The organism is Bradyrhizobium sp. Leo170 (assembly GCF_004296405.1).
Taxonomy (GTDB): domain Bacteria; phylum Pseudomonadota; class Alphaproteobacteria; order Rhizobiales; family Xanthobacteraceae; genus Bradyrhizobium.
Genome location: NZ_PSRR01000271.1, coordinates 1 through 11,703 on the forward strand (window position 1 = coordinate 1; position 11,703 = coordinate 11,703).

The 11,703-nt window shown below is 64.7% G+C and carries 10 protein-coding genes and 1 pseudogene; 6 read left to right on the forward strand and 5 right to left on the reverse strand.

The features are described 5' to 3' along the window. Positions 1 to 467: 467 nt before the first annotated feature. Both CWO89_RS32385 and CWO89_RS32390 read right to left on the reverse strand, forming a co-directional pair. On the reverse strand, positions 468 to 2,048 hold the full coding sequence (locus tag CWO89_RS32385) for an MDR family MFS transporter (RefSeq protein WP_130582561.1): 1,581 nt from the start codon (positions 2,046 to 2,048) through the stop codon (positions 468 to 470). Between the two features lie 159 nt (positions 2,049 to 2,207). After that, the gene (locus CWO89_RS32390) at positions 2,208 to 2,723 is read right to left on the reverse strand and encodes a YcgN family cysteine cluster protein (protein ID WP_130582562.1); all 516 of its coding nucleotides are present in this window, start codon (positions 2,721 to 2,723) and stop codon (positions 2,208 to 2,210) included. A 295-nt stretch (positions 2,724 to 3,018) separates the two neighbouring features. On the opposite strand from CWO89_RS32390, the gene CWO89_RS32395 reads away from it, so the two are divergent. The 3 genes from CWO89_RS32395 to CWO89_RS32405 are packed head-to-tail and all read left to right on the forward strand — an operon-like array spanning position 3,019 to position 6,524. Continuing rightward, the gene (locus CWO89_RS32395) at positions 3,019 to 5,301 is read left to right on the forward strand and encodes a transglycosylase domain-containing protein (protein WP_130582563.1); all 2,283 of its coding nucleotides are present in this window, start codon (positions 3,019 to 3,021) and stop codon (positions 5,299 to 5,301) included. 30 nt (positions 5,302 to 5,331) lie between these two features. Then, positions 5,332 to 5,910 (forward strand): DUF1214 domain-containing protein, encoded by a 579-nt coding sequence (locus CWO89_RS32400; RefSeq protein WP_130582564.1) that lies wholly within the window; start codon positions 5,332 to 5,334, stop codon positions 5,908 to 5,910. Then, positions 5,907 to 6,524, forward strand: coding sequence for a DUF1254 domain-containing protein (locus tag CWO89_RS32405; protein ID WP_130582565.1), 618 nt, complete (start codon positions 5,907 to 5,909; stop codon positions 6,522 to 6,524). Before CWO89_RS32400 ends, CWO89_RS32405 begins: the two co-directional genes overlap by 4 nt. Here the strand turns inward: CWO89_RS32405 and CWO89_RS32410 are convergent. Continuing rightward, positions 6,521 to 7,300 carry a hypothetical protein gene (locus tag CWO89_RS32410; RefSeq protein ID WP_130582566.1) on the reverse strand — a complete coding sequence of 260 codons (780 nt, stop codon included), beginning with the start codon at positions 7,298 to 7,300 and terminating at the stop codon, positions 6,521 to 6,523. The two genes, CWO89_RS32405 and CWO89_RS32410, sit on opposite strands and share 4 nt — an antisense overlap. A 16-nt stretch (positions 7,301 to 7,316) precedes the next feature. Further along, positions 7,317 to 7,517 carry a hypothetical protein gene (locus tag CWO89_RS48260; protein WP_130582567.1) on the reverse strand — a complete coding sequence of 67 codons (201 nt, stop codon included), beginning with the start codon at positions 7,515 to 7,517 and terminating at the stop codon, positions 7,317 to 7,319. A gap of 307 nt (positions 7,518 to 7,824) precedes the next feature. Between CWO89_RS48260 and CWO89_RS32420 the strand changes: the two genes are divergently transcribed. Then, a complete protein-coding gene (locus tag CWO89_RS32420; protein WP_130582568.1) occupies positions 7,825 to 8,757 on the forward strand; it encodes a DUF2336 domain-containing protein in 933 nt (310 codons plus the stop codon). Here the strand turns inward: CWO89_RS32420 and CWO89_RS32425 are convergent. Then, positions 8,754 to 9,098 carry a DUF1491 family protein gene (locus CWO89_RS32425; protein WP_130582570.1) on the reverse strand — a complete coding sequence of 115 codons (345 nt, stop codon included), beginning with the start codon at positions 9,096 to 9,098 and terminating at the stop codon, positions 8,754 to 8,756. The two genes, CWO89_RS32420 and CWO89_RS32425, sit on opposite strands and share 4 nt — an antisense overlap. Before the next feature lie 317 nt (positions 9,099 to 9,415). Between CWO89_RS32425 and CWO89_RS48955 the strand changes: the two genes are divergently transcribed. Both CWO89_RS48955 and CWO89_RS48275 read left to right on the forward strand, forming a co-directional pair. Next, a complete protein-coding gene (locus CWO89_RS48955; protein ID WP_130582569.1) occupies positions 9,416 to 11,335 on the forward strand; it encodes a calcium-binding protein in 1,920 nt (639 codons plus the stop codon). 160 nt (positions 11,336 to 11,495) lie between these two features. After that, positions 11,496 to 11,703: pseudogene (locus CWO89_RS48275) on the forward strand (type I secretion system permease/ATPase); the annotation flags it as partial.

Sequence of the window (11,703 nt, forward strand, 5' to 3'; positions counted from 1 at the left end):
GGGTGGAAAGTGACGCAAAGCTCGGACGCAACGCGCCGCGAGAATGCGGACTCATATCCCGTCATCATACTCTATCGTCATGCCCCGCGAAGGCGGGGCATCCAGTACCCGGCGGCCTCTCGGCTCAAGCACCGCTGCCTCTGGAATACTGGATCGTCCGGTCAAGCCGGACGATGACAGCGGAGAGCTGTTTGACATTTGAATCAGAACTCTCACCGTCATTGCGAGCGCAGCGAAGCAATCCATCGCGCCGCAAGTGGAGGCATGGATTGCTTCGCGGCGCTCGCAATGACCACGGAGAGGGAGCCTGTGACACAAGGCGGGACCTGCAGGGTGGGCAAAGCAACTTCATGCACCGCGGCTCAAACGAGCTCCGGCGGAAGCGTGCCCACCATCGCGAGCGGAGCGCTTGACGGTGGGCACGCTGTCGCTTTGCCCATCCTACAAATCGAACCGCTCGATCCGCCCTACTCCGCCACTTCCACCTGGCGCGTGGTCGGGCCTGCGAGCGGCCGTTCTTCCATGATGGTGATGCACAGCGCCGCAGTTGCGAGCAGCACGGCGGCGGCGCCGAAGACGAAGCGGAAGGCGGTGGTCATGTCGGCGACCGGAATCGAGCTCACCGCTCCATGATGTTCGCCGGCGAGCGAGATGTCGGCGCCGAGCGCCATCAGCAGGATCGCGGCGAACGCCGCCACCGCGAACGAGGCCATCAGCGCGCGGAAGAAATTCATTGCACCGGTCACGGTGCCGACCTGCGAGCGCGCCACCGCATTCTGCAGCGAAACCACGCTGACCGGAAACGTCGTGCCGAGGCCGAGCGCGAAGACCGACATCAGCGTGAGCAGCCCCCACAGCGGCAGCGTGGTCATCGCCATCGCCGCGCCGCAGAGGGCGGCGACCGAGGTGCCGACGACCGCCACGCGCTTGTAATGCTTGGCACGCACCATGGTCCGGCCGGCGATCGCCGCGCCGCAGGTCGAGACCGCGGCAAGCGGGATCAGCGCCAGGCCGGCCTCGCTGGCGCTGAGGTGATAGACCACCTCATAATAGAGCGGCAGGTGCACTGTCAGCCCGACGATCGCGCCGAGCGCGCAACTGCCTGCGACGATCGCGAAAGGAACGACGGTTCCGCTCAGGAGCGACAGCGGCAGGAACGGCTCGTCCGCCCTGCCCGCGTGCCACACGAAGCTGGCGGCGAGCACAAACGACGCGCCGACCATCGCCATGATCACTGGCGACAGCCAGGCAAACCGGCTGCCGCCCCAGGTCAGCACCAGCGTGACCATGACGGCGGAGGCCATCAGGAGGATGCCGCCAAGCCAGTCGACCTTGCGCTTGCGGTGGAACACCGGGATCTTGCCCATCCTCGGCAACAGCAGCGCGAGTGCGGCAAACGACAGCGGCAGGTTGATCCAGAAGATCATCGACCAGTGCAGATGCTCGGCGAACGCGCCGCCGATCACCGGCCCCGCGATGCCGCCGGCCATCCAGACGCCGCTGAAATAGGCTTGGTATTGGCCACGCTCGCGCGGGCTGACCACGTCGGAGATGACGGTCTGCACGACAGGCAGGATGCCGCCGCCGCCAAGCCCCTGCAGGCCGCGCGCCAGGATCAATACCGGCATGTTGGGGGCGATCGCGCACAGGATCGAGCCGACGATGAACAGGCTGAGCGAGGTGATGATCATGGCGCGCCGGCCATAGATGTCGCTCAGCGTGCCGAATACCGGCGCAACCGCGGTCGATGCCAGCAGATAGGCCGTAATCACCCAGGACAGGTTGGAGACGTCCTGGAACTGGCGGCCGATGGTCGGCAGCGCGGTCGCCACAATGGTCTGGTCGAGCGCCGCCAAAAACATCGTCAGCATCAGGCTGATCACGATGGTGCGGACTTCGTCAGGGGCAAGCGGAGCCGGCGGCGCCAGCGGTGGCGCGTCGGTGAGGTCGATCACCTCGGTCGGCAGGCGGGACAGCTCTTCGGCTACGTCTGCAGGCAATGCCCGTCGGTCGGCAGGATCGCTGCTCTGCCGTTCAAACTTGTTCATCTCAGGCGCAAGTCTCGCTGCGGCGCAACGCCACAATGGAATCGTTCTATGAACTGCAATGTAGGCAGCAAATTCCTGTTGAGGCAGGCGGCTCAGCGCATAGGCGCATTCCGAGGCCGCGTCATCCCAATGATGTGATTTTCGCGCTTGGACAAGACGTTACGATTTCGGCCGGTTTTTCAGCCGCGCCCGCTTCGGCAGCAGCGCCGGCCACCGCACGATGTGGTCCTCGAGCTCGGCGTCGGGGATCTCGTCCTCGGTGCCCTGCACCCGGCCGCGCACGGAGACACCCGCCTCGTGCACGGTGTTCGGGTCGCCGGAAATCAACGGGTGCCACCAATAGAGATCGCGGCCCTCCGCGACCAGCTTGTAGCCGCAGCTCGGCGGCAGCCAATTGAGGGTACGGACGTTCTCGGGCGTCAGGCGGACGCAGTCCGGAACCTTGTCGGACCGGTTCTGATAGTCCTTGCAGGCGCAGAGCCCGGCATCCAGCAGTTTGCAGGAGACGTGGGTGAAGTAGATCTTTCCGGTGTCCTCGTCCTCGAGCTTCTCCAGGCAGCAGCGCCCGCAGCCGTCGCACAGGCTTTCCCATTCGACGTTGGACATTTGCTCCAACGTCTTGGTTTTCCAGAAAAATCCCTCTTGGGCGGAGGCGCGCTTGGGCGGTGCGGTCATGGAAATCGAAGAATTTGGTTTAAGTCGGTTCACAACCCATCTAGGGGCGGTAGTGGCAGGCACGCAAGCGGGCCCATCTGCGGGCGCGCGAACGAGTTCACAAACAGGTTCAGCCTGACATTAAAATCGCAAGCAACACCATTGGTTTATAGCCTCCGCTCGGATAGAAACGATAACCGAGTCTCCCAACTGGCGCGAGCAGCGCCTTGGGTTTGCCGCAACATGGAATCAAGACGCTCGACCGGTGCCCAAATGGATGGGCACGCGAGCGGTTTCTAACCGAGCAAGGGCCCCGGTGCGCCAGATCCTACCGCCGCAGTGGACGACCAAGCTCCGGAACTTCTTTCTGGACCTGGATGCGCGCATCGACTCCACGCTGTTCTCCTCCGGCAGGGGCCTGCGTGAGCTTTATGAGCGCTATTCCACCTTCATGGACAACTTCTATGTCGGCCGCTGGAAGCGCTGGGTGTTCATCGAGCCGCTGTCGGAAGCCGCGACCATGGGGCTCGGCGGCATGGTCGTGCTGCTGGCGCTTGCGATCCCGGCGTTCCGCGAAACCGCCGATGACGACTGGCTGAAGAAGTCCGATCTCGCGGTGACCTTCCTCGACCGTTACGGCAATCCGATCGGCAGCCGCGGCATCAAGCATAACGACTCGATCCCGCTGGAAGACTTTCCCGACGTCCTGATCAAAGCCACCCTCGCCACCGAAGACCGGCGCTTCTACGACCATTTCGGCATCGACATCGCCGGCACCGCACGCGCCCTCGTCACCAACGCGCAGGCCGGCGGCGTGCGCCAGGGCGGCTCCTCGATCACGCAGCAGCTTGCCAAGAACCTGTTCCTGAACAATGAGCGCACCATCGAGCGCAAGATCAAGGAAGCATTCCTGGCGATCTGGCTCGAGCACCGCCTCAGCAAGAACGAGATCCTCAAGCTCTATCTCGACCGCGCCTATATGGGCGGCGGCACCTTCGGCGTCGATGGCGCCGCGCATTTCTACTTCAACAAGTCGGCGCGCGACGTCAATCTGGCGGAAGCCGCGATGCTTGCCGGCCTGTTCAAGGCGCCGACCAAATACGCGCCGCACATCAACCTGCCGGCGGCGCGCGCCCGCGCCAACGTCGTGCTCGACAACCTCGTCGACGCCGGCTTCATGACCGAGGGCCAGGTGTTCGGCGCCCGCCGCAATCCCGCGGTCGCGGTCGACCGGCGCGACGAGAATTCGCCGAACTACTATCTCGACTGGGCGTTCGACGAGATGCGCCGGCTGGTCGACACCTTCCCGAAATCCTATACCGAGCGCGTCTTCGTGGTCCGCACCGCCATCGACATGAACGTGCAGCGCGCCGCCGAGGAAGCGGTCGAGAACCAGCTCCGCCAGTTCGGCCGCGACTATCACGCGACCCAGGCGGCAACCGTGGTGTCCGATCTCGACGGCGGCGTGCGCGCGATGGTCGGCGGGCGCGACTATGGCGCCAGCCAGTTCAACCGCGCGACCGACGCGTACCGGCAGCCCGGCTCGTCGTTCAAGCCTTATGTCTACACCACGGCGCTCCTGAACGGGTTCACGCCGAACTCGAAGATCGTCGACGGGCCCGTGTGCATCGGCAATTGGTGCCCGCAGAACTATGGCCACTCTTATTCCGGTTCGGTGACGCTGACGCAGGCGATCACGCGCTCGATCAACGTCGTGCCGGTGAAACTCTCGATCGCACTCGGCGGCAAGGAAGGCCCGAAAGCCGGCCGCGCCAAGATCGTCGAAGTGGCGCGCCGTTTCGGCCTCAAGGCGCCGCTGCCCGATACGCCATCGCTGCCGATCGGCTCCGACGAAGTCACCGTGGTCGAGCATGCGGTTGCCTACGCGACGTTCCCGAACAGGGGCCGGTCCGTCACGCCGCATGCGGTGCTGGAAGTCCGCACCGGCGCCGGCGACCTGGTATGGCGCTGGGACCGCGACGGGCCGCAGCCGCGGCAGGCGATCCCGGCCTCCGTTGCTGCCGACATGGCGGGGATGATGAGCCATGTGGTGAGCGAAGGCACCGCGCGCCGCGCGGCGCTCGACGGCATTCCGACCGCCGGCAAGACCGGCACCACCAACGCTTATCGTGACGCCTGGTTCGTCGGGTATACCGGCAACTTCACCTGCGCGGTCTGGTACGGCAATGACGACTATTCGCCGACCAACCGCATGACCGGCGGCTCGCTGCCGGCGCAGACCTGGCACGACATCATGGTCGCCGCGCATCAAGGCGTCGAAGTGCGGGAAATTCCCGGCGTCGGCATGGGCCAGAAACTGCCGAAGGAGCCGGCGACGCAGGCGAACGCTGCCGCGAACGCCGCGCCCAAGATACTCGAGACCAAGCCCGGTCCGCCGCCGGTGCTGACCAAGCGCGGCGCCGATATCCTGGTGCGGGTCGAGAAAATGCTCGACGACGCCGCCAGGACCTTGGGCAAAACGTCGTCCAACGCGCCGGCGAAATCGGACAAGCCGTCATCCAGCGCACTGGCCTTCCCCGAGAATTACGTCACGGCGGCCGGCGACCAGGCGGCGGCACCGACGCCGCGAAAAAACTGATGCCGGTGATCGCTTCGGAGCTGTAGGGCCGTGCGGCTGATCCTCATCACCTTGCTCGCGCTGATCGTTGCTGCCGGGATCGGGCTCGGCTCGACCTATGTGGCCGCGACGCGCGGCACCAATATCGGGACGCTGAAGATCGGCGCCTGGACCGCGCGGCCGAGAAACGGCACATCCGACATCGATCCCTACAACCGTGCGACCATCGCCCGCTCCGGCGAATTGCCGGTCGGCACCGGCGACGGCATCGGCTTCACCGCCACCACCGATGACAAGAAGAAGCCGCTCGACGGACGTTGCGACGTCGTCGTCAGCGGCGTCACCCCGCCGGCGCGGTTCTGGACGCTGACGCTGTTCGACAGCAAAGGCCGTCTGGTGGCGAATTCGCTGCAGCGCTACGGCTTCACCAGCCAGGAGATCATCCGCGGCTCCGATGGTACGTTCGAGATCCGCATCGCCTCCCGCTCGCGGGCCGGCAACTGGCTGCCGACGGGCGGCATCGAGCGTTACGCGCTGATGCTGCGGCTCTACGACACGCCGGTCGGGGTGGCGACGCGGACCCAGCGCGATGCGCCGATGCCGATGATCTCGACGGTGGGCTGCCCATGATCCGCCTCGCCTTCACGATTATCGCTGGCGTGCTGCTGGGCGGCGTGGTGCATCTCGTCAGCGTGCTCGCCTTGCCGCGGATCGCTTCGCAGGACGCCTATTCGCGGCTGACGCCGATCACGCAGCTCAACGCGGTCACGGCACTGCCATCAGCGGATCCCGGCAATTCGCTGATGCCGTTCATGGACCCGGCATTCGCGATGGCGATCTGCCGCTACGATCTCTCGACCGGGCCGATCAAGCTCACGGTGCCGGTGAGCCAGGCCTATACCTCGGTGTCGTTCTACACCCGTAACGAGCTCGCCTATTACGCCATCAACGACCGCTCCGCCGGCAAGAAGGTGATCGAGCTCGATTTGATGACCGAGGCGCAGCACAACGAGCTGCCGGAGGACGAAGACATCACCGCCGCCGACCGGCTGATCATCGATTCCCCGACCACGACCGGCCTGATCCTGTTGAAGGCGCTGGCGGCCGAGCCCGGCCTGATGCCGCAGGCACAGGCCTCGCTCGCGGCCGCAAGCTGCAAGGTGCAGACCGAGCCGCCGGCGCCCAAGCAGGCCGAAATCCCGCTCCCCGCCCCTGCGCCCGCGGCACGGCCTTCGAAACGCTAGCCCTTGACGACCGTGGCGTGCCCGATCACCGGCGGCTGCGCGGCGACCGGCGGATTGGCGGTCAGCACGGCGAGCTCGCCGATCAGGCGATCGGCATCGGCCGCGACGTTGTCGGGCGCCTGGATCACCAACCGCTCCAGCGCCCAGCGGTAGGACGAAATCCGCCGCTCCAGGCATTGCTGGACCCATTGCACGATCAGCGTGTTCTCTTCCATCCGGGCAATCGCGTCCGCCCGCTCCCGCGGCGACAGGTCCGACACCATGCCGAGGCTGGCATTGCGCTTGCGGTCGAGCTCGATGACGCGCCAGGCGGTCGCAAAGAACGGCTCGAAGCGTGTGATGTCGTCGCGCACGTCGTCGATCAGTTGCATGTAGCGGGAGGTGTGCGCGCGGTGCGGCTCGTCGATCAGCGCCCGTCCGTAAGCGGTGCGGTCGAACACTACCTTCTGCCGCCATGGCGAGGGCAACGGCTGATAGTCGCCGAACACGCTCTTCCAGGCCGGCCGCGAATGCGGCGGCTCGATCAGGGGATAGGCGAGATCGCGGAGCTGGCGCTCGTTTTCGGTAAGCTGGAACTGCGACGGTCTCATGCCGATGCTGCCGGTCGCTTCCGCGCCGAGCCAGCGGTGCATGTCGTCGTTACGGAAGTCGGCACGCGTGCGGCCGAAATCGCCGCCGCTGCAGCCGCCGAGCGCCGCGCCGATCAGCAGCAGCGCCAACACCGCGCGTGGGCGCCGGCTTCCGGTACTCCGGCTCGGAAGATACCCCTCCCGCATTTCAAACGTCCAATCGTCAGGTGCGCCGACGGCGACGGCGACGAGGCGCTGTACCTTCTGCCGGCCCGCGTCCACCGTCGCTCTGCTCGGTTACGCGCTCAATCCGGATAACGGGAAGGATCAGAACAGTCCCCATGCCATCGCTTGCAGCGCCACCCATGACCGCGCCCGGCCGCCGCGATGCCGCATCCGCCGGAAACTCAATGATGGTGCCCATTTCTGTTCTCTCTGCCTGCCGCGCGGTGATGATTTGCGAGGCGACGTCCGGATTAAGAACCGCACGTGGTTAATGACCTCTTAATCGGAGCCGCCGGTCGGTTACCGATGTGGCGAGTGTGCCTTATTCGCCAGATCGCTTCCGTCAGATAGTTCACATTTTAACGGATGCCTTCACGGCTCGTTTTCCTTAACCGGCTCTTAAAGCCGCCGACATAGGCTGGCGTCCGAACGTTTTGCGCATTTTCGAAAGTCGCGTACGCCTTCCCATGAGCGCAGCTCCAGTCATTCCAGGCCTCGATGGGCTGATGACCCTGTCACGTCGCGAGGGCGTCGACATTCGCCCGACGCTGCTGCGCGTGCTCACCGACCTCTATGTGCAGGCCAAGGTTCATTCCGCCGATGAAGAGCGGCAATTCGTCGAACTGGCCTCGCGCCTGATCGACCAGGTGGACGATGCGACGCGTGCGGCGGTGCGGGCGCGGCTCTCGGTCTATCCGGCAACGCCGGAGGAGCTTCTCGGCAAGCTCAGCCTGCGGCGCACCGACCCGGACCAGCCGCTGCCGGCCGCTGCTGAAATCGCGGCGCCGCCGTCACAGCCACTATCGGTCACCCCCCCGACCGAGGCGCAGCTTCGGATGGCAGCGAGCCTTGCAATGCGGCCCAACGATGCCGCAGAGATCACCGACATGTTCTTTGCCGCGACGGCCAGCGAGCGGGTCCAGATCCTGCAGAACATTGTGCAGACGCCGCTCAAGGCGTCGGCGCGGATTCCTGCGCCGCGCGCCGCGCGCGCCATCGAGATCCTTGAAATGGCGGCCTTCGCCGAAGACATCGAGAATTTCGCGCGCGAAGTCGGCGAAGCGCTGATCCTGCCGTCGCGCATTGCCGAGCAGGTGGTGAACGATCCCAGCGGCGAGCCGCTGGCCTGCGCGGCGAGAGCGCTGAACATGCCGAGCCCGGTGTTCCAGCGGGTGCTGATGTTCCTCAATCCGGCGTTGGGTTCATCGGTGCACTACGTGTTTCGCCTGTCGCGCATGTACGATCGGCTGAGCGAACGGACGGCGCTCATCATGCTGGCGGCGTGGCGAGGCTCGACCATGGCGGTCGCGCGTGCCAAATATCGCCCCTCGCTCTACGATGACGAGCGCCATCGCGCGCGCTCCACATCCGCTGAGAGGCGGCCGACCGGTCAGCCGGGTGATGCGCCCGCGATCCGCTCGCAGAGCTCCGGACGCTAACCCTTCGCCAGGTCCAGAAAGTGCCGCCCGGCCTTGTCCTCGGTCTCGACGACCCAGGCATCGGGATCGAAGCGGATTTCCTTGGCAAGCCGTTGCTCCACCGATGATTCCGGCACCGGCTCTTGCGTCATCGGCACGAAGATGCGGTCGAACGGCCGGCTGTCTTCATAGGCTGTCTGCGGCGCGGGCGTGTAAAGCATGGCGTTGCCGTCGAGCAACGCCACCTTGACGAACACCGCCCCCGCCTCCTCCGCACCGCGCCGGCGCACCGCACCGAACACGCCTTCCTTCTGGCAGCGCCGCAGATATGCGGACACCCAGATGCTTGATTTCAATCGCATTGCATAACGATAAGCCGGCCGCGAGATCAGCGCCAGTGCCTCTCCGCGCGCCTTGTGCGACGCATCCAACCGGACCGGACGGGCCGGCAGCGTCGCAAGAGCCGACCGAATTGCCAACTTTTCCACAAGACGTCAGCACTCCGCGACTCTTTGTCACGCAATTCGAACCAGCTCAATTTCCAGCGAAAACTGGCACGATCCGCCGCGGATGAGTGAACTCTTCGCCGCAACGATTGCAACTTCATCCCGATGTCGCGCGACCGTCACGGCCGCTTGGTTAACGGACCGGGCTACGATCCATTATCCAGGGGAAAGCAATGTCAGGACGTCATCAACACCATCACACACATCACCACGGCGGTCCGTTCGGCAAGAAGCTGTTCGGAACGACCAGCGACGACGATCTTTTCGGGTCGGACCGCAATGACATCATCTTCGGCCTTCGGGGCGACGATCTGATCGATGGAGGCAAAGGCAACGACACGCTGTTCGGTGGAAGGGGCAACGATGCTCTGATCGGTGGCGAAGGCAACGACCGCCTGTTCGGCGGCCCCGGACGGGATCTGCTGCTGGGCGGCGCCGGTCGGGACGAACTCAGCGGCGATGACGGCAACGACAAATTTCTGTTCCGCAAGGGCATGGGCGTCGACACGATCGAGCATCTCGATCGCGGCGACCGCATCGATATCCGTGACTTCCAGGTCGCCTCTTTTCAGGCGCTGATCGACTCCGCCCGACAGGTCGGTCACGACGTTCAGATCAGCTTCGGCAATGGCGACAAGCTCGTCATCGAGAATACGCGCATTTCGAACCTTCACTCCGAACAGTTCATCATCGCAGATGAGGTCAAGGGTCCGTCAAGCTCACAGACGCCCTACCTCCTCAGCAGCGATTCCCATGTCTACACTCAGTCACTGCTGACGGCGGGTGACAGCGTGGGCGGCTACAAGATGGCCGGTATTCCCGACGGCCTTGGCGCATTCGACAATGGCGACGGGACCTTCACCGTGCTGATGAACCACGAACTCGGCGGAAACCTGGGCGTTGCGCGCGCTCATGGCGCCACAGGCGCGTTCATCTCGGAATGGGTGTTCGACAAGACCACGCTGCAGGCGGTGTCGGGCAAGGACCTCATCCACGACGTCTGGCTCTACGACGCGACGACCAACAGCTATGTCGACCACAACGCCAGCAACAGCCCGGTGTCGTTCAACCGCTTCTGCTCCGCCGACCTTGCCGATCAGGGCGCGTTCTACAGCGCGGAAACCGGTCTCGGCTTCAACGGCGGCAGGATCTATCTCAACGGTGAAGAGTCTGGTGTCGAAGGGCGGGCATTCGCCCATATCGTGGGCGGCGCGCAGGACGGCAATAGCTACGAACTCGCCGGGCTCGGCAATATGGCCTTCGAGAACGTGGTCGCCAGCGCGCATACCGGCGACAAGACCGTGGTCGCGGCGCTGGACGATGGACAGAACGGCCAAGTCTATTTCTATGCCGGCGACAAGAAGGCGACCGGTAACGCCGTCGAGAAGGCCGGCCTGACCGGCGGCCATTTCTTCGGCATTCACGTTAACGAGTTCGAAGGCACGTTGAACAACAACGAACCGAACACCGCCTCCCCGCTCGGGACGGACGAGAAGTCGACCTTCTCGATGATCGATCTCGGCGACGTCAGCGGCATGACAGGTGCCGAGATCGATGCGGCGAGCGAGGCTGCCGGCGTCACCAGCTTCCTTCGTCCGGAAGACGGCGCCTGGGACACGCTCAATCCGAACCGCTTCTACTTCGTGACGACGGACGCCTTCAATGCGCCGAGCCGGCTGTGGGCACTGGATTTCAACGATTCCAGCAACCCGGCCGCGGGCGGCACCATCAAGCTGCTGCTGAACGGCACTGAAGGCCAGCAGATGTTCGATAACATGACCGTCGATGCCAACGGCAAGATCGTTCTCTGCGAGGACGTCGGCAACAATGCGCATCTCGGCAAGGTCTGGCAGTACGATCCGGCGACCGACAAGCTGACGCAGCTCGCCGAGCATGACCCTAGCCGCTTCACTTCGGGCGGTGCGAACTTCCTGACCCAGGACGAGGAATCGTCCGGCGTCATCGACGTCTCGCACATCCTCGGCAACGCCGGTGAGAACGTCTACCTGATCGATACCCAGGCCCACTTCGCGGTCGGCGGCGAACAGGTCGAGGGTGGTCAACTGCAGTTGATCCACCAGTATCTGGTCTGACGGCGATCAAGATGGGCGGGCTCTGCCCGCCCATCACCGAGACTTGACTGCGGAGGTGCGGCTCCCCCGTCACCTCCGCATTCATGCATTCAAGCGTGGTCCGACACATCGCTGTCAAACAGTGGCCGCTCACCTACAATCTGCGGAGCAACTCCCCGTGATGTCAATCGCGCAAGCAAACCGTCCTGCCGCACCTGGCGCGGAATCGGACTTGCACATGGCTCTTGCATCCTGCCGCGCCGCGCTGATCGCGATCGCGATGTTCAGCGGACTGATCAACCTGCTCAGCCTGACCGGCTCGCTGTTCATGCTGGAAGTCTATGATCGCGTGCTGCCGAGCCGCAGCGTGCCCACGCTTGTCGGTCTCA